Genomic DNA, 17,946 nt, shown 5'->3' with positions numbered 1-17,946 from the left:
CCGCGCGCCCCGGCCGGTGGTGTGTGCATGATGGCAGCCGGGTGCGGGAGGGCGAACCGGCCCCCTGTACGATCCATCTGAAACTTGTTCTAGATTAGCGCGACCGGTTACGCTCCGGCCCACATCGCAGCGAGAAGGGAGACGGAGTGACCTCTCCGTCCGGGCCCCTGCGAATCGCGCTGCTGAGCTACAAGGGCAACCCGTTCTGCGGCGGCCAGGGTGTGTACGTCAGGCACCTGGCCCGCGAACTGGCCGCACTCGGCCACAGTGTCGAGGTGATCGGCGCGCAGCCCTACCCCGTACTGGACGCGCTCGGCGAGGGCGTCACCCTCACCGAACTGCCCAGCCTGGACCTGTACCGGCAGCCGGACCCGTTCCGCACCCCTCGCCTGGCGGAGTACCGCGACTGGGTCGACGTGCTGGAGGTCGGCACGATGTGGACCGGCGGCTTCCCCGAGCCGCTGACCTTCAGCCTGCGCGCGCGGCGCCATCTCGCCGCCCGCCGCGCGGACTTCGACGTCGTGCACGACAACCAGACCCTCGGGTACGGGCTGCTCGGCCTCGGCCTGCCGCTGGTCACCACCATCCACCACCCCATCACCGTCGACCGCCGCCTCGACCTCGCGGCCGCCGCCGACCGCCGCAAGCGGATGTCGGTACGCCGCTGGTACGGCTTCACCCGCATGCAGAAGCGGGTGGCCCGCCGGCTGCCGTCGGTGCTGACCGTCTCCGGCTCCTCGCGGCAGGAGATCGTCGCCGACCTCGGGGTGCGCCCCGAGCGGGTGCACACGGTGCCGATCGGCGCGGACGCCCGCCTGTTCGCCCCGGACGCGTCGGTGCCCGAGGTGCCCGGGCGGATCGTCACCACGTCCAGCGCGGACGTGCCGCTCAAGGGCCTGGTCTTCCTCGTCGAGGCGCTGGCGAAGGTCCGCACGCAGCGGCCCGACGCACACCTCGTGGTCGTCGGCAAGCAGCCCGAACAGGGCCCGGTGGCGCGCGCGATCGCCGAGTTCGGGCTCGCCGACGCCGTCGGGTTCGTCAAGGGCATCAGCGACGCCGAACTGGTCGACCTCATCCGCAGCGCCGAGGTGGCCTGCGTGCCGTCGCTCTATGAGGGGTTCTCGCTGCCCGCCGCCGAGGCGATGGCCACGGGCACGCCGCTGGTGGCCACCACCGGCGGCGCCATACCGGAGGTGGCGGGACCCGACAACGAGACCTGCCTCGCGGTGCCGCCCGGGGACCCGGGCGCGCTCGCCGCCGCGCTCGAACGGATGCTGGGCGAACCGGAGTTGCGGGCGCGGCTGGGTGCCGCGGGGCGCGCTCGGGTGCTGGAGCGCTTCACCTGGACGCGGGCGGCCGAGGCCACCGCCGAGCTGTACCGCGCGGCGATCGCGGCGCATCCCGCGCCGGCGCCCTCGCGCCCGCCCTCGCCGACCGCGGCCGGCACCCCGGGTGGCCGGGCCGCGAGTCCTGCGTCGGCGGCCGCGTCGGCGGCCGCTTCCGCCTCGGCCGGTGTTCCGGCGAATGCCGCCGCCGGTGCCGCAGCTAGCGCCGGTGCCGGTACCACCGCCGGTGCGGGGGACCCGCAGGGGAACGGCCGGGACGGACACGCCAAGAAGACCGCACATCCGGGAGACCCCGTGGGGAGCAATCGCTGATGCTGACCGTCGACTTCACCCGTTTCCCGCTCGCCGCGGGCGACCGCGTCCTCGACCTCGGGTGCGGTGCCGGGCGGCACGCCTTCGAGTGCTACCGGCGCGGCGCGCAGGTGATCGCGCTGGACCGCAACGGCGAGGAGATCCGCGAGGTCGCCCGGTGGTTCGCGGCGATGCGGGAGGCGGGGGAGGCGCCGGCGGGTGCTTCCGCGCTGGCGATGGAGGGCGACGCGCTCCATCTGCCCTTCCCCGACGAGAGCTTCGACGTCGTCATCATCTCCGAGGTGATGGAGCACATCCCCGAGGACAAGGCGGTGCTCGCCGAGATGGTCCGGGTGCTGCGGCCCGGCGGCCGGATCGCCGTGACGGTACCGCGGTACGGCCCGGAGAAGATCTGCTGGGCGCTCTCCGACGCCTACCACGAGGTCGAGGGCGGCCACATCCGCATCTACAAGGGCGACCAGCTCCTGGACCGGATGCGGGAGGCGGGCCTGAAGCCGTACGGCACCCACCACGCGCACGGCCTGCACGCGCCGTACTGGTGGATCAAGTGCGCGGTCGGTGTGGACGACGACCAGGCGCTGCCGGTGAAGCTGTACCACAAGCTGCTGGTGTGGGACATCATGAAGAAGCCGCTGGCCACCCGCCTCGCCGAGCAGGTGCTCAACCCGGTGGTCGGCAAGAGCTTCGTGGCCTACGCGACGAAGCCGCGGCTGCCCGAGCAGGCGGTGCGGGCCGGGGGGAGCGGGGAAACCGAGGAGGTCGCGCCATCGGGCGGGCCGGTCGGCGGAGCGGGCGGGACCGGCGCGGAACGCGCCAAGTGACCTCGCCGAGCCGCGGCCAGGGCCGCCGCACCGAGCGCCTGGAGCTGCCCGGTGTCCTCACCGCGCAGCAGGCCGAGCAGACCGTCGCCGCCATGGCCGCGGCCCAGCGCGGCGACGGGGCGATCCCGTGGTTCCGCGGCCACCACCTCGACCCGTGGGACCACACCGAGGTCGCGATGGCCTTCGACGCGGCCGGCGAGCACGACCGCGCGGAGGCGGCGTACGACTGGCTGGTCCGGCACCAGAACCCCGACGGCTCCTGGTACGCCGCCTACCACGACGGCAGTGCCGACCACCCCACCGATCTCGGCCGGGAGTCCAACTTCTGCGCTTACGTGGCCGTCGGTGCCTGGCACCACTACCTCGCCACCGGCGACGACGCGTTCATCGAGCGGATCTGGCCGACCGTGCACGCCGCCGTCGAGTACGTCCTCGCGCTCCAGCAGCCCGGCGGGCAGATCGGCTGGAAGCGCGAGGCCGACGGTACGGCCGTCAACGACGCGCTGCTCACCGGCAGTTCGTCGATCCACCAGGCGCTGCGCTGCGCCCTGGCCATCGCCGAGCACCGCGAGGAGCCGCAGCCGGACTGGGAGTTGTCGGCCGGCACGCTCGGCCACGCGGTGCGCCGGCACCCCGAGCGGTTCCTCGACAAGTCCCGCTACTCGATGGACTGGTACTACCCGGTGCTGACCGGCACGCTGCGCGGGCCCGCGGCCCTCGCCCGTCTCGACGCGGAGTGGTCCCGCTTCGTGGTGCCCGGGCTCGGGGTGCGCTGCGTGGACCCCAACCCGTGGGTCACCGGCGGCGAGTCCGCGGAGCTCGCGCTCGCGCTGTGGGCGGTGGGCCGGTCCGACCGCGCGGTCCGCGTGCTCGCCGACATCCAGCACCTGCGCGCCGAGGACGGCCTGTACTGGACGGGTTACGTCTTCGCCGACCGCGCGGTGTGGCCGGCCGAGCGCACCACCTGGACCGCGGCCGCGGTCCTCCTCGCGGTCGCCGCGCTGTGCGGGGACACCGCCACCACCACGGTCTTCGCCGCCGACGAGCTTCCCTCCGCGCTGCCGTCCCCCTGCTGCTGACCGCGGCGGTGGCCCGGCCGCCCTGGTCACCCCGGCGGCCCTGGCCGCGGTTGCCGCCTGCCGCCGCGTGACGAGGAACGCGCCCGCCGGTATTCCGGGTGCGCGCCATGGGCGGACATGACAGTCTCCGGTCATGCCGATCGTGGACGTGTCCCCTGAGGTCTCCCTCGCGTACGAGACCTTCGGCGACCCCGGAGACCCTCCCGTCCTGCTGGTGATGGGTTTCGGCGCGCAGATGCTCGCCTGGCACGAGGACTTCTGCCGAGCGCTGGCGGACCGCGGCCGCCACGTGATCCGGTACGACAACCGGGACTGCGGGCTGTCCACCTCGTTCGACGACCACCCGGTGGACATGGGCGCATTCATCGCCGCCGTCAGCTCGGGAGACATCGGCGCCGCCCTCGCCATGGTTCCCTACCGGCTCCTCGACATGGCGGACGACGGCCTCGGCCTGCTCACCGCGCTCGGTGTCGAACGCGCCCACGTGGTCGGCGCCTCGATGGGAGGGATGATCGCGCAGGTGATGGCCCTCTCCCGCCCGGAGCGGGTACTGACCTTGACGTCGATGATGTCCTCGACCGGCGAGAGCGAGTACGGCCGGTCCACCCCCCAGGCCCAGGCGGTGCTGTTCGCCCCGAGGCCCGCGGACCGCGACGGATACGCCGCGGCGGCGGAGCGGGAACTGGTGTGGGCCTCCAGGCGGTACGGCGACGCCGCGGTGCTGCGTGAGCTGGCCGCCGCGAGCTACGACCGCGCGTACCACCCCGGGGGGATCGGGCGGCAGCTCGGCGCGATGATCCTCAGCGGTTCACGTGCGGACGCACTGCGTGAGCTGCGGGTGCCGACGCTGGTGATCCACGGCCTGGACGACACGCTGATCGACCCCAGCGGCGGGAGGCGCACCGCGGAACTGGTGCCCGGCGCCAAGCTCCTGCTGGTCCCCGACATGGGCCACGATCGGCCGCGTGCACTCTGGCCCGAGCTCATCGGTGCCGTGGCGGCCCATACCTGTTGAGCGCGCGGGTCCGGAGCCGCGTCGGGCGGAGACACGGGGCGGGGCCGCCGGCCCTCGGACCGCCCCGCCCCGTGATCGGCACAGCGAAACGCTCATGGGACGGTCACAGGACCCGCCACGAGATCCGTCACGGGATCCGCCGGACGGGTCTAGGCGGGTTTGGGGGTCGGGTTGGGGAGGAGGGCGATCAGGCAGGTGGCGGCCGCGAGGAAGGCCGCGCCGATGAGGAAGGCCAGGCCGTAGCCCGAGGTCAGGGCGTGGGCGGTGTCGGCGCCGTGGGAGTGGCGGGAGGCGAAGCGGTCGGCGGCGGCCGTGGCGAGGATGGTCAGGCCCAGTGCGCCGCCGAGCTGCCGTGAGGTGTTCAACAGCCCCGACACGACGCCCTGCTCGCCCATCGACACCCCGGAGGTGGCGGCCGCGGCGATCGGCGTCATCAGCAGCCCCGCACCGAACATCGTGAGCACGCCCGGCCCGAGGATGGTGCCGGCGAAGGTGCCGTGCACGGTGAGCGTGCTCTGCCAGGCCAGCCCGGCGGCCGACAGCACCCCGCCGGCCGCGCCCACCAGCCGCGCGTCCGTCCTGCCCATCAGCCGCGGCGCGAGCTTGGAGCCGACGATGATGGCGACGGTGTGCGGGAGGAAGGACACCCCGGCGCGCACCGGGCTCCAGCCCAGTACGTTCTGCATGTAGAGGGACAGGAAGTACCAGGTCGAGAAGGTCGCCGCACCGCACCCCAGCAGCACCGTGTTCGCGGCCGACACCGACCGCACCCGGAGCAGCCGGAGCGGCATCAGCGGCGCCGCCGTACGCGCCTCGACCAGGGTGAACCCCGCGAGCAGCACCGCGCCCGCGGCCAGCGGCAGCAGCGAGCGCGCCGACGTCCAGCCGTACGACTCGCTCTGCGCGATGCCGTACGCCAGCCCGGCCACGCCCGCGGTGACCAGGACCGCGCCGGGGACGTCCAGCCGGCGGGCCCGCTCCGCGCGGCTCTCGGTCAGGCAGAGCGTGGCCACCACCAGCACCAGCGCGCCCACCGGCACGTTGACCAGCAGGACCCAGCGCCAGGAGAGGTAGTCGGTGAGCACCCCGCCGACCAGGCCGCCGGCCGCCCCGCCGCCGGCGCCGACCGCCGTCCACGTGCCGATCGCCCGGGTGCGCTCGGCACCCTCGGGGAAGGACGTGGTGAGGATGGACAGCGTGGTCGGCGCGAGCACCGCCGAACCGAGGCCCTGCACCGCGCGGGCGCTGATCAGCATCCATCCGTCCTGGGCCAGCCCGCCGGCCAGGCTCGCCGCGGTGAACAGGCCGAGGCCGACCAGGAAGGTGCGCTTGCGGCCGAAGAGGTCGGCGGCCCTGCCGCCCAGCAGCAGGAACCCGGCGAAGGTCAGGGCGTAGGCGTTCACCACCCACTGCTGGCCGCTGTCGCCGAGCCCCAGCGCGGTGCGCATCGACGGCAGCGCCACGTTGACCACGGACACGTCGAGCACGACCAGGAACTGGCCCGCGCACACCGCGGCGAGCACCACCCACGCGGGTGCTGCGGTACGGCCGGTGGGGGAGGAGGCAGGCGCACGCCGCCCCAGGAGTTCGCTCATACGACCATCCTTCCGGTTGGCCCGTCTCCGGGGCATCGGGAATTCGACCTAGGGCTGTCCCATCCTCCCCGGCGGATCAGCGTGCGGCGTCAGCTGCGGTGGATCGCAAGGCGGAGGGTCGTCCTCATACCGGGTCGTCTGTGGATGAGCCCGACAACGAAGCGAGGCGCCGTGGCTGTCGACGCACGCCCGTCGGGGGTCGCGGGACAGCCCTGAGGCCGGTTCACGAGGCCGCCGCTCCCCGCGACCGGCCCGATCCGCCGGACGGCTTCTCACCCCCGGGCGACCTCGGCGGTGTGCACGGGGAGGTAGCGCTCGCCCCTCACCTGGTCGCTCAGCGGGGCCAGGGCGGCCAGCGCCTCGGCGTCCAGGGTGAGTTCCAGCGCTGCCGCGTTCTGCTCCAGCCGGGCCGGGCTGCGGGTGCCGGGGATGGCCGCCACCGCCACCCCGAGCCGCTCGGCCTGGGCGTACACCCAGGCCAGCGCCACCTGGGCCGGGGTGGCGCCCAGCCGGTCGGCCACCTCGCGCACGGTCCGCGCGATCTTCTCGTTGGCCTCGCCCGCCTCGCCGGCGAAACGGGGGTTGGTGCTCCGGAAGTCCTTCTCGCCCAGCGTGGAGCGGTCCAGGGTGCCGGTCAGGAACCCCCGCCCCAGCGGCGAGTACGGCACCAACCCGACCCCCAGCTCGGCCATCACCGGGGTGACCGCCTCGACGTCGCGGGTCCACAGCGAGTACTCGCTCTGCACCGCGGTGATCGGGTGCACCGCGTGCGCCCGGCGCAGCAGCTCGCCGTCGACCTCGGACAGGCCCAGATGGCGGACCTTGCCCGCCTCGACCAGCTCGGCCATCGCCCCGACGGTCTCCTCGATCTCCACGTCCTGGGGCGGGCGGTGGGCGTAGTACAGGTCGATCACCTCGACGCCCAGCCGCAGCAGCGAGGCGTCGCAGGCGCGCAGCACGTAGTCCCGGGCACCGCGGATGCGGCGCGCCCGGTCGCCGGCGCTGCGGTCGATGCCGAACTTGGTGGCCAACTGCACCTGGTCCCGGCGGCCGTGGACGGCCCGGCCCACCAGCACCTCGTTGTGCCCGGTGCCGTAGGCGTCGGCGGTGTCCAGGAACGTGACGCCCAGCTCCAGAGCCCGGTTGATGGTGGCCAGGCCGCCGTCCCAGTCGGGGGCGCCGTAGCTCTCGCTCATCCCCATGCACCCCAGACCCATCGCGCTGACGGTGAGACCGGGCGAGCCGAGCGCGGTTCGGGTGATCATGTGCGGACACTCCTCCTGCCCGGCGGACCGGGCGCCACTTCGAGGGCTGGCGAACGCCTTCGACACTAGGTTTTGGAGCGCACTCGAAGTCAACCGGAGGACCGCCGGCCGCCGCCGTCCCGTGCCGGGCGCCGACGCGAACCGTCCCGCGGGAAAACCGTTCCGGAAGACGTTTCCCCGGGGCGGCCGGCGCCATTCGCGGGTGGCCGGTCCGGTGCTCGGGGAATACCGCGGCGGATCACCGGACGCGTCATCGGGCCGGACCGCCGGGAAGAAAATCATCGGCCTATCGCACGGTCGGAATATCGGCGCGGGAAATACCGAAAACGTCGCCCGAACGAGGGACTTACCCGGCGGAGTGAGGGACAGCGGGTAGGGGCGGACCATCATGTACGCTGGCCCGCACCGAAGTTCGGATGGACCCGGCGCGGGATCGACCACGGATCAGCAAGGGCATGGAACGTCCGGGAACCTCATGCGCAGACGGGCTTCGACGGGTGCACGCCGTCACCGGTTATCCCTTACGGCCCCCGAAATCGCCGCCGAATACCGGTCGGCGGCGGGCGGGCCGTATCGGCCGGTCGCGGTTCCGGCGGACGGAAGGTCCGCGCCGCGCACGCGCATTCCGCTTCCCGGACTCCTCGCCGTGCCTCCGACCGATCACGAGGACCGACAGATGCCAGATCGTTCACCCGCCGGCCGGCAGGCCGGAAGACGCCCGCTCCCCGCGGCCCCGGCCCTCGCCCTCGGGGCGGTGGTGGTCTGCGGGCTGGCATGCGCGGGCCTCGTCCTCGGCGCCCCGCAGGGCGCGCGGACCTGGGTGCGGGCGGTCTCGATCGGCTACGGCGCGCTGCTGGTGGCGGCCGTCGCCTGGGCCGGGAGCACCGCCCGGCGCGGCCGGGACGCGGCCGCCCGGCTCGCCGCCGTCGACGCCAGGAACGCCGAGTTGCGCCGCAAGGTCGCGCAGACGGAGGCGTACATCGATGGCCACCAGCGGCGGGTGGCCCAGATGGCGGCCGAGGCGGACGCGGCGCACGCCGAACTGGCCGCCGCGCGCGCCGGGTCGGAGCGGCTGAACACCCGCCTGGAGGAACTGGCCGCCGACGCGCGCGTGCTGGTGGAGCAGGCGATCCCGGCGATGGTCGGGCAACTCGGCGCCGGCGCCTCGGCGGGCACCGCCCTGGCCGCCGCCCCCGCGCTCGCCGACCCCCGGCACCGCCGGGTCCTGGAGGTCTTCACCGCCGAACTCGCCGGCGGCTCGCGGCTGCGCGCGGCCACCCTCGCGGCGTGCGCCAACGCCGCCGGCCGGGTCCAGGCCCTGACCACCACGATGATGGCCGACCTGCGCGAGATGGAGAACCGTTACGACCAGGATGTTCTCGGCGACCTGCTCCGGCTGGACCACGCCACCGCCCAGGCCGGGCGGCTGGCCGACAGCATCGCGGTGCTCACCGGCGGCCGGTCCGGCCGGCGCTGGACCAAGCCGATCGTGATGGAGAGCATCCTGCGCGGCGCGATCGGCCGGATCAGCGCGTACCAGCGGGTCCGGCTGCACTCGACCAGCACCGCGGCGGTCGTCGGCCACGCCGCCGAGGGCGTCATGCACGCGCTCGCCGAACTCGTCGACAACGCCACCCGGTTCTCGCCGCCGACCGAGACGGTGCACCTCTACGTCGAGGAGCTGACCACCGGCGTGGTGATCACCGTCGAGGACGCGGGCCTGGTGATGAGCCCGCCGGCGCTGCGCCGCGCGCAGCACGCCGTCTCCCACGACCCGCTGCGCCTGGGCACCTTGTCCGGCACCCGGCTGGGCCTGGCGGTCGTCGGGGGCGTCGCGGGGAAGTACGGCCTGACCGTCAGCTTCCGGCCGTCGTCGCGCGGCGGTACGGGGGTGCTGCTGCTCATCCCGCAGCACCTGATCACGCGGCCCCGGGAGAGTCCGCTCGGGTCGGCGGCACCCCGGGACCGGGCCGCGGCGCCGTCGGCGGCGGCCGGGGGCGGCCCGGCCGCCTCCGGCGAGGTCGTGCCCGGGCCGGGCGGCCTGCCGACGCGGCAGGCCGGACCGGCCGCCCGCACCGCGCGCCCGGTGCCCGCGCCGGCCGCTTCCGCCGAGGGCGGCGCCTGGTCCAGCCGGCCGCCCGGCGACACCGCGGCCGACGTGACCGCCCGTCACGTGAGCGAGCTCGGTACGGCGGGCGGGACCGTGACGGAGCCGGCGACCCCCGATCCGTCGGACGCGACCGTCCCCGTCCCCGCCCCCGAGGCCGGTCCCGTTCCCCTGCCCGGCCCTGCCCTCGACCCCGGCCCCGGCCCCGATCCCGACTCCGGTTCCGCGCCGGCATCCGCAACGGCGTCCGGTGCGGGCAGCGAGGCCGCGTCCGGGCCCGGCTCGGGCCCGGTCCCCGTCACGGCGTCCGAGGCCGCGGCAGGCGGCGCGGAGGAGGACCTGTTCGCCCTGCCCAAGCGGGTGCGCGGCCGCACCCTCTCCCGCGCCGACCACCCCCTGCCCGGGGATCTCCCGCCCGACGGCGCCCCGCCCGCGCCCCGGCCGCCCACCGGCGACATGGGCGCCCGCTTCGGCGCGTTCGTCGCGGCGGGCCGGCGCCGGCGGGAGCAGACCACGCGCGAGCGCGGCGCCGTACCGCAGGACGCGTCCCACGCCATGGCGCCGTCCGAGGAACGCGAGGCGTTCCGGACCGGGTCGCACCGCGCACCGGACGACGGGGCGCACGAGGCGCCGCGCGCCGCACCGTACCGGCCGGCGCACCGGCCGTCGCACCGCGCACCGCGGGACGACGCCCCCTAGCAGACCTGTCCGGCGGATCGCGCCGGGCCCTCGACGCCCGCTACCGCGCCCCCGGCGTTGCCGAACCGTCCACGGACGACCCGGTACGAGGACGGCCCTCCGCCCCGCGGAGCACGGCACGGACGCCGCGGGCCCGACCGAAGGATTCCGCCGGACAGGCCCGGGCCCCGGCGCCCACGCCCCATCCGTCAGCGTCAGGACGAACAGATTGGAGGAAGAGGCCCGCGGCCCGGAGCAGTGCCGGGCGGACCTCGACCGCGATGCAGACCACCGATCGCAACCTGGACTGGTTGCTGGACAGCCTCCTCGACCGCACCCCGGGCAGCCGGCACGCGCTGGTGCTCTCCCGGGACGGGCTCAAGATGAGCTGGTCCACCAGCCTGAACGTCGACCAGGCCGACCAGCTCGCGGCCATCGCCTCGGGCATCCAGAGCCTGTCGCACGGCGCCTCCGTGGAGTTCGGGGACGGCACCGGCGGCGTGCGGCAGTCGATGACCGAGTTCCACGGCGGCCTGCTGGTGATCGTGGAGGCCGGCGAGGGCGCCCACCTCGCGGTCGTGGCCGCGGAGGACGCGGACGCCGGGATGATCGGCCACAACACCAGCGAGCTGGTGGAGCAGTTGAGCGACTACCTGACCGCGCCGCCGCGAAGGCCGGCCGAGGGCCCGGCATGAGCCGCGAGTCCGTCGAGGGTGAGAACCCCGACCGGCTCTACACCCTCACCGGGGGCCGCAGCCGCGCCGACGACACCCGGCTGGACCTGGTCGCGCTCATCGTCAGCGAGTCGCAGCCGGCGGCCGGCATGCAGTCGGAACACGCCGCCATCCTGCGGATCTGCCGCCGCCCCACCGCGGTCGTGGAGCTGTCGGCGGACCTGCGGCTGCCGGTGAGCGTGGTGCGCATCCTGCTGGCCGACCTCCTCGACACCGGCAAGGTCACCGCCCGCCACCCCCGTACCCCGAAGGGCGCCGGGCTGCCCGATTCCGCACTCCTGAAGCAGGTGCTCGTTGGACTCCGCAAACTCTGAACCGCCCGCGCGCCCCCCGCTGGCCGACACCGCCGACGAGGGGCTGAAGATCGTGATCGTGGGCGGGTTCGGCGTCGGGAAGACCACCATGGTCCGCTCGGTCAGCGAGATCCGCCCGCTGAACACCGAGGAGACGATGACCCGGGCCGGCATCGGCATCGACGAGACCACCGGGGTGGAGGGCAAGACCACCACCACGGTCGCGTTCGACTTCGGCCGGATCAGCCTCAACGAGCGGATGGTGCTGTACCTGTTCGGCGCGCCGGGCCAGGAGCGCTTCTGGTTCCTGTGGGACCGGCTCTTCTCCGGCACGCTCGGCGCCGTGGTGCTGGTGGACCCGCGCCGGGTCGCCGACTCCTGGTACGCCATCGACCGGCTGGAGCACCACGGCCTGCCGTTCGTGGTGGCCCGCAACACCTTCGGGCCGCCGCGGCACACCCTGGACCAGGTGAGGGACGCCCTCACCCTCGACGACGCCGTCCCGCTGATCGACTGCGACGCGCGCGACCGGGAGTCCGGCAGGACCGTCCTGATCACGCTCGTCGACCACCTCTACGCCCTGTCCCGTGCCCAGGAGATGGCCCAGTGACCGACCACGTCCCCGCGGGTCCCGCGCTGTCCGCACCGCCCCCGACCTGCCCGGCCGACCCCGGCGCCGTGGCGCTCGGCGGCCTGGGGTTCCAGCAGGCCCCGGCCCGCCTCTACCAGGAACTGCGCCTCGCGCACGGCCCGGTGGCGCCGGTGCTGCTCGACGGCGGGGTGCCCGCCTGGCTGGTGCTCGGCTACCGCGAACTGCACTACGTCACCTCCCACGACGAACTGTTCGCCCGTGACTCGCGCCGCTGGAACCAGTGGGAGAACATCCCCGCGGACTGGCCGCTGCTGCCCTTCGTGGGCTACCAGCCGTCGGTGCTCTTCACCGAGGGCGCGGAGCACCGGCGCCGGTCCGGCGTGATCAGCGACGCGCTCGCCGAGGTGGACCAGTTCGAGCTGAAGCGGCAGTGCGAGGAGGTCGCCGACCGGCTGATCAACGCCTTCGCCGGGCGGGGCCGCGCGGACCTGATGGCCGCCTACGCCCACCGGCTGCCGCTGCTGGCGGCGATCTGGATGTGCGGGCTGCCCGAGTCGCAGACCGCCGACATGGTCCGCGACCTGATCGCGTCGCTGGACGCAGCCGAGGGCGACGACCCGGTGGCGGCCTACCTGCGGGTCCAGCAGCGGGTGCAGGCGCTGCTGGAGCAGAAACGGGCGGTGCCCGGCCCCGACGTGACCTCCCGGATGCTCGCGCACCCGGCCCGGCTCGCGGACCCGGAGATCGTCCAGGACCTGATCACGGTGATCGCCGCCGCCCAGCAGCCGACCGCGAACTGGATCGGCAACGCGCTGCGGCTGATGCTCACCGACGACCGGTTCGCCGTCACCCTGTCCGGCGGTCGCGGCAGCGTCGGGCAGGCGCTCAACGAGGTGCTGTGGGAGGACACCCCGACGCAGAACTTCGTCGGCCGGTGGGCCACCCGGGACACCCGGCTGGGCGGGCGGCAGATCCGGCAGGGCGACTGCGTGCTGCTCGGGCTGGCGGCGGCCAACACCGACCCGGAGGTGCGGCCGGACGGGCCCGCCGGGGTCGGCGGCAACAGCGCGCACGTCTCCTTCAGCCACGGCGAGCACCGCTGCCCCTACCCGGCGCCGGAGTTGGCCGAGGCGATCGCGGGGACCGCGGTGGAGGTGCTGCTCGACCGGCTGCCGGACGTGGAGCTGTCGGTGCCGCCGCGGGAGCTGGTCTGGCGGCCGTCGATCTGGATGCGCGGTCTGGAGGCGCTCCCGGTCCACTTCACCTCCGCCCACGCCGGCTGACCGCCCGGCCGCCCACCCCGGCTGACCGCCCGGCCGGCCGCGCCGCTGACCGCCCGGCGGGTCACACCGGGTCGAACTCCACCCGTACCGAGGCCGGCCCGCGGGTGAACACGCCCCGCTCGACCGGGAGTTCACCCGGTGCCAGCCGTATCCCGGGCAGGGCGTCGAGCAGTTGGTTGACCCCGACCTCCACCTCGGCCCTGGCCAGCATGGCGCCGACGCAGAAGTGGCGTCCCAGCGCGAAGGCCAGGTGGTCGGCGGCGGCCGAGAAGGCGTTGGTGCTGTTCAGGTCGGTCCGGAAGATGTCGAACGCCTCCGGGTCGGCGTACCGCTCCTCGTCGCGGTTGGCGGCGCCGATCAGGCAGGTGACGGTGCTGCCCGCGGGGATGGTGCCGCCGGCCACCGGCACGTCCCGCGCGGCCTGCCGCATGATCATGTGGACCGGCGGTGTCCAGCGCAGCGTCTCGGCGAACGCGCGCGGCACCAGGCTGCGGTCCTCCCGTACCGCGTCCAACTGGTCGGGGTGCCGCAGCAGGTTGGCGAAGACGCTCGCCACGGCCTTGTCGGTGGTCTCGCCGCCCGCGGCCAGCAGCAGGCTGCAGAACGCCCTGATGTCCTCGTCGTCCATCGCGGTGCCGTCCACCTCGGCCCGGCACAGCGCGGAGAGCAGGTCGTCGCCGGGGTGCTCCCGGCGGTCCCGGATGACCGGCAGCATGTAGGCGGCGAACTCCACCCGGGTGCGCTGCCCGGCCGCGATCACCTCCGGGTCCTGGGCGAGGTTGCCCAGGAAGGCGATCACCGAGGTGTACCAGCCGTGGAACCTGTCGTGGTCGGCCCGGTCCAGGCCGAGCATGTCGGCGATCACGTTCACCGGGAAGCGGGTGGCGTACTGCCCGACGAGGTCGGCCGAGCCGGTGTGCCGGAAGGCGTCGATGAGCTCGCGCGAGTTGCGCTCGATCACGGGCAGGAAGGTCTCCTGCAGCTCCCGGCCGCGGAAGGCGGGCGCGACCAGCGCGCGGCGCACCGAGTGCTCCCGGCCGCTCATCTGGAGGATGGTCCGCCCGTGCACGGGTTCGAGCTGCCACGCGTAGTTGTCGGTGGTGAAGGTGCTGTCCTTGAAGGCGCGTTCGACGTCCGCGTAGCGCGAGACGACGTAGCTCCGCATGCCCTCGTGCCACAGCAGCGGCGTCTCCCGCCGCATCACCCGGTAGCTGGAGTAGGGGTCCTCGGCGAACTGCGGTGACAGGATGTCGTGCGCCTGACCGGGTACGGGCATGGGACTCCTCGGGTGGGTGGGACCTGTGGAACCTGCCGGAACGTACCCGGCCAGCGTAGGCACGAACTGGCGTGCAGGCCATACGAGTTGCCCCGCCGCGGCCGGCCGCGCCGCGACGCGCCGGGACGCGCCGGGTGACCGGGTCCGGCCGGTCCCGGCACACCCGCCTACGCTGGCGCCATGGACAAGGACGTACGCGCCGCCTTCGAGGCCGCGAAGGGCTTCATGCCGCTCGACGAGGGCACGGCCCTGCACGCCGCGGCGAAGGAGGCCGCGGCCGGCCTCGGACTGCCGCTGCTGGAGGTCGGCACCTACTGCGGCCGCTCCACGCTGCTGCTCGCCGAGGCGGCCGCGTCGGCCGGCACCGTGGTGGTGACCGTCGACCACCACCGCGGCAGCGAGGAGCAGCAGCCCGGCTGGGAGTACCACGACCCGGAGCTGGTGGACCCGGTCACCGGGCGGATGGACACCCTCCCGCACTTCCGCCGCACCCTGCACGCGGCCGGCCTGGAGGACCACGTGATCGCGGTGGTCGGCCGCTCCCCGCAGGTCGCGAAGGTGTGGCGGCAGCCGCTCGGCCTGGTCTTCGTCGACGGCGGCCACACCGACGAGCACGCGAGCGCCGACTACGAGGGCTGGGCGCCGCTGCTCGCCGAGGGCGGCCTGCTGGTGATCCACGACGTCATCCCCGACCCGGCCGACGGCGGCCAGGCCCCGTACCGGATCTACCGGCGGGCACTGGCCTCCGGCGCGTTCACCGAGGTGTCGGCGACCCGCACGCTGCGGGTGCTGCGCCGCGGCGGCGGGCCGTTCGACCGGCCCGGCGCGGAGGCGGGCGGACACGGAAAGTGACGCCGGGTGCAAGGTGACGGCGCGGGCCTATAGAGTCGCGGGCGTGTTCAGCAACGGGTCACACGGGGGCGGTCGTGGCGGCGGACTCGCCGTAGCGGTCGTGGTGACGGCGGTGGTGTTCGCGAGCGGCTGCGGAACGGCGGCGGACTCGGGCACCGGTTCCGGCGGCACCCACAGCACCGGCAGCGCGTCAGGCGCCGACGGGAAGAACGCCGGCGGCGGCAGCGCCACGCCAGGCACCACCCCTGCGGCGACGCCGTCTGCTGAAACGCTTCCCCTGGCCGGGAAGGTCGTCGTGCTCGACCCGGGGCACAACCCGACCAACTACCAGCACACCGCGGAGATCGACCGGCTGGTCGACATCGGCACGAACCGCAAGGAATGCGACACCACGGGGACCGAGACGAACTCCGGCTACCCGGAGGCGTCCTACACCCTGGACGTCTCCCGGCGGGTGCGGACGATCCTGGCCGCGCGCGGCGCGAAGGTGGTGCTGACCCAGAACGGCGACCGCCCGTACGGCCCCTGCGTCGACGAGCGGGCCCGGATCGGCAACGACGCGCACGCCGACGCCGCGCTGTCCATCCACGCGGACGGCGCCCCCGCCGGCGCGCGCGGCTTCCACGTCATCGCGCCGAAGTCGCTGCACGCCGGTGCCGCCGACACCCGGAAGATCGCCGCGCCGTCGCTGCGGCTCGCCACCACGCTGCGCGCGCACTTCAAGGCGGCGACCGGCGAGCCCTTCGCGAACTACCTCGGCGGCGGGAAGGGCCTGATGGTCCGCGACGACCTGGGCGGGCTCAACCTCTCCACCGTGCCGAAGGTGTTCATCGAGTGCGGCAACATGCGTGACGCGCAGGACGCCAGGTCGTTGACGAGCACCGCCTGGCGGCAGCGCGCCGCCCAGGGGATCGCCGACGGCCTCACCGCCTTTCTCCAGGGTTCCCCCGCGGGGCCTGCCGACGGGAAGAGGTGACAGGGCTGTAGCAGTCCGGTATGGATCGTGCACCAAGACGCATACCTGACACCCGGCCGAAGATCACACCCGTACGATGGGGCACCGCTTCCCGCCCCGACGAACCGATTCCAGCATTTCGCATCGCAAAGGACAGGACCCGACGTGAACTTCCGCTCCCTGACCCGAGGAGACGGCCTGGTGATCGGCTCAGCGGCGCTGCTGCTGATCGCCTCCTTCCTGCCGTTCTACAGCTACCCCAGCGGCTACTCCGTGTCCGGTGGCGTCTCGCACAGCTCGCAGAACCTGTGGCACTCCGCCACGTTCCCGATCCTGCCGTCGGTGACGCTGGCCGCGATCGTCGCCGCCGCTGCCGTGCTGTTCGCCCGGTCCGGTCAGCTCGCGGGACGGCAGGTGCTGGGGCTGACCCTGGACCAGTGGGCGATCGCGCTGTCGCTGTTCGTCGGCTGGACCGCGGTGTGGTCCACCCTCTTCAACAACCAGGACAACATCGACAAGAAGGTCGGCGCCTGGCTGACCCTGATCTTCGGCGTGGTGATCGCCGCGGCCGCGGTGCTCAACAGCCGGCTGCCCGCGCTCAAGGCCCCGCTGGCCGGTGCCCCGCGCCCGCAGCAGCCGTACGGCGTCGGCGGCCCGCAGCCCTACGGCGCGACCCCGCCGCAGGCCGGCTACGGCTACCCGGGCGGCGCCCAGTCGGTCGACCCGGCCTACGCCGGCGCCCCGGCCCCGCAGCCGCCGTACGGCGGCTCGCCTGCCGCCGGTGTGCACGCGCAGCCGACCACGGCCGCCCCGTCGCCGTCCGCGGACTTCACCGCGTTCTGGTTCGCGGTGCCGGTGCCGCGGCCGCTGTTCGCCGAGGACGGCAGCGGCGGGCAGATCGCCGAGCTGGCCCCGGGCACCTGGTACCTCGCGGTCGACCAGCGCGGCCAGGCGCTCATCGCGCAGACCCAGGACGGCCGCCGCGGCGTCCTCCAGGACAGCAGCGGCATCCAGCGCGGCTGACCGCGTCGGGCCGGTTCGCCGGGCGGGCACGGCCTCGTGACCGGGCAGCGCACAGCGGCCGGTCGTCACCCTCGACGAGGGCGGCGGCCGGCCGTCGCCATGCCCGCGGCGCGGCCTTCCGAAAGTTGTCGGGTCCGCCTCACATCAGGTCGGCACGGACCAGGTTTCGCCCCCTGCGGCCGGGCAAAACGAGAGCCATGGCCAGACGATATGGCGGCAACCCCGCCGCGGTGATCATCCTCATCGCCGCAGACATCGCTGCACTCATCCTGATCCTCTGGATCTTCTTCTTCGTCCTGGACGCGAACCGCGCCAACGACCTCGTCAGCACGGTCCACCATGCGGCGAACTGGCTCGCGACCTGGTCGAAGGACATGTTCACCGTCGACAACGCGAAGTGGCGCACCGTGCTCAACTACGGTCTGCCCGCCGCGGTCTACCTGCTGGTCGCCCACGCGGTGGCCGGCCGCGTCAACCGCAGTTGATTCCCCCGGGCGGTGGGGCCCTCCCCACGCCGAGATCATGGCACGTACCGCGCAGACCCGACCCCAGGGCCTGTCCCGCGGATCGTGCCGGGCCCGTGACGCCCGGCAGGACCCGCCGGACAGGCCCTAGAAGCAACGCCGTTCAGTTAGGTGCTGGGGCTGTTAGTCAAGGCTGGTGAACGAGGCAGCGGAGCTGCTGTAGAAGAGGTTTGTCCTCCAAGACATCCTCACTACA

General features: G+C 74.1%; 16 protein-coding genes. 13 read left to right on the top strand and 3 right to left on the bottom strand.

What is annotated here, in order from left to right:
- Positions 1–146 precede the first annotated feature (146 nt).
- The 4 genes from RVR_RS09890 to RVR_RS09875 all read left to right on the top strand — a co-directional run bounded on the left by RVR_RS09890 (position 147) and on the right by RVR_RS09875 (position 4,573).
- Positions 147–1,658, top strand: a complete 1,512-nt coding sequence (locus RVR_RS09890; protein ID WP_202233482.1) for a glycosyltransferase family 4 protein — start codon at positions 147–149, stop codon at positions 1,656–1,658.
- Positions 1,658–2,479 carry a class I SAM-dependent methyltransferase gene (locus tag RVR_RS09885; protein WP_237404665.1) on the top strand — a complete coding sequence of 274 codons (822 nt, stop codon included), beginning with the start codon at positions 1,658–1,660 and terminating at the stop codon, positions 2,477–2,479. Before RVR_RS09890 ends, RVR_RS09885 begins: the two co-directional genes overlap by 1 nt.
- The gene (locus tag RVR_RS09880) at positions 2,476–3,558 is read left to right on the top strand and encodes a prenyltransferase/squalene oxidase repeat-containing protein (protein ID WP_202233481.1); all 1,083 of its coding nucleotides are present in this window, start codon (positions 2,476–2,478) and stop codon (positions 3,556–3,558) included. Before RVR_RS09885 ends, RVR_RS09880 begins: the two co-directional genes overlap by 4 nt.
- 133 nt (positions 3,559–3,691) lie before the next feature.
- Positions 3,692–4,573: an alpha/beta fold hydrolase gene (locus tag RVR_RS09875; RefSeq protein ID WP_202233480.1), complete on the top strand. Its 882-nt coding sequence runs from the start codon at positions 3,692–3,694 to the stop codon at positions 4,571–4,573.
- A 149-nt stretch (positions 4,574–4,722) separates the two neighbouring features.
- Here RVR_RS09875 and RVR_RS09870 read toward each other — a convergent pair whose 3' ends face one another.
- Positions 4,723–6,168, bottom strand: coding sequence for an MFS transporter (locus RVR_RS09870; RefSeq protein ID WP_202233479.1), 1,446 nt, complete (start codon positions 6,166–6,168; stop codon positions 4,723–4,725).
- A 272-nt stretch (positions 6,169–6,440) separates the two neighbouring features.
- Positions 6,441–7,433 carry an aldo/keto reductase gene (locus RVR_RS09865; protein ID WP_202233478.1) on the bottom strand — a complete coding sequence of 331 codons (993 nt, stop codon included), beginning with the start codon at positions 7,431–7,433 and terminating at the stop codon, positions 6,441–6,443.
- A gap of 676 nt (positions 7,434–8,109) precedes the next feature.
- On the opposite strand from RVR_RS09865, the gene RVR_RS09860 reads away from it, so the two are divergent.
- From RVR_RS09860 to RVR_RS09840, 5 genes are all read left to right on the top strand, one after another.
- The gene (locus tag RVR_RS09860; RefSeq protein WP_202233477.1) at positions 8,110–10,239 is read left to right on the top strand and encodes an ATP-binding protein; all 2,130 of its coding nucleotides are present in this window, start codon (positions 8,110–8,112) and stop codon (positions 10,237–10,239) included.
- Positions 10,240–10,499: 260 nt separating this feature from the next.
- Positions 10,500–10,913, top strand: a complete 414-nt coding sequence (locus RVR_RS09855; RefSeq protein WP_202233476.1) for a roadblock/LC7 domain-containing protein — start codon at positions 10,500–10,502, stop codon at positions 10,911–10,913.
- The gene (locus RVR_RS09850; protein WP_202233475.1) at positions 10,910–11,266 is read left to right on the top strand and encodes a DUF742 domain-containing protein; all 357 of its coding nucleotides are present in this window, start codon (positions 10,910–10,912) and stop codon (positions 11,264–11,266) included. The genes RVR_RS09855 and RVR_RS09850 overlap by 4 nt, the downstream gene beginning before the upstream one ends.
- Positions 11,247–11,855 (top strand): GTP-binding protein, encoded by a 609-nt coding sequence (locus tag RVR_RS09845; RefSeq protein WP_202233474.1) that lies wholly within the window; start codon positions 11,247–11,249, stop codon positions 11,853–11,855. Before RVR_RS09850 ends, RVR_RS09845 begins: the two co-directional genes overlap by 20 nt.
- Positions 11,852–13,120 carry a cytochrome P450 gene (locus RVR_RS09840; protein WP_202233473.1) on the top strand — a complete coding sequence of 423 codons (1,269 nt, stop codon included), beginning with the start codon at positions 11,852–11,854 and terminating at the stop codon, positions 13,118–13,120. Before RVR_RS09845 ends, RVR_RS09840 begins: the two co-directional genes overlap by 4 nt.
- Positions 13,121–13,181: 61 nt before the next feature.
- Here the strand turns inward: RVR_RS09840 and RVR_RS09835 are convergent, their stop codons facing one another.
- The gene (locus tag RVR_RS09835) at positions 13,182–14,396 is read right to left on the bottom strand and encodes a cytochrome P450 (RefSeq protein WP_202233472.1); all 1,215 of its coding nucleotides are present in this window, start codon (positions 14,394–14,396) and stop codon (positions 13,182–13,184) included.
- A 180-nt stretch (positions 14,397–14,576) separates the two neighbouring features.
- Between RVR_RS09835 and RVR_RS09830 the strand changes: the two genes are divergently transcribed.
- The 4 genes from RVR_RS09830 to RVR_RS09815 all read left to right on the top strand — a co-directional run bounded on the left by RVR_RS09830 (position 14,577) and on the right by RVR_RS09815 (position 17,711).
- Positions 14,577–15,248, top strand: a complete 672-nt coding sequence (locus RVR_RS09830) for a class I SAM-dependent methyltransferase (RefSeq protein ID WP_202233471.1) — start codon at positions 14,577–14,579, stop codon at positions 15,246–15,248.
- 43 nt (positions 15,249–15,291) lie between these two features.
- The gene (locus tag RVR_RS09825) at positions 15,292–16,224 is read left to right on the top strand and encodes an N-acetylmuramoyl-L-alanine amidase (RefSeq protein WP_237404664.1); all 933 of its coding nucleotides are present in this window, start codon (positions 15,292–15,294) and stop codon (positions 16,222–16,224) included.
- Positions 16,225–16,368: 144 nt separating this feature from the next.
- Positions 16,369–17,226, top strand: coding sequence for a hypothetical protein (locus tag RVR_RS09820; protein WP_202233469.1), 858 nt, complete (start codon positions 16,369–16,371; stop codon positions 17,224–17,226).
- Between the two features lie 197 nt (positions 17,227–17,423).
- A complete protein-coding gene (locus RVR_RS09815) occupies positions 17,424–17,711 on the top strand; it encodes a hypothetical protein (RefSeq protein WP_202233468.1) in 288 nt (95 codons plus the stop codon).
- Positions 17,712–17,946: the final 235 nt, after the last annotated feature.

The sequence above is a fragment of the Streptomyces sp. SN-593 genome (assembly GCF_016756395.1).
Lineage (GTDB): Bacteria > Actinomycetota > Actinomycetes > Streptomycetales > Streptomycetaceae > Actinacidiphila > Actinacidiphila reveromycinica.
Note: the sequence above shows the minus strand (reverse complement) of the source record. Positions and strands in the feature narration are given on the sequence as shown.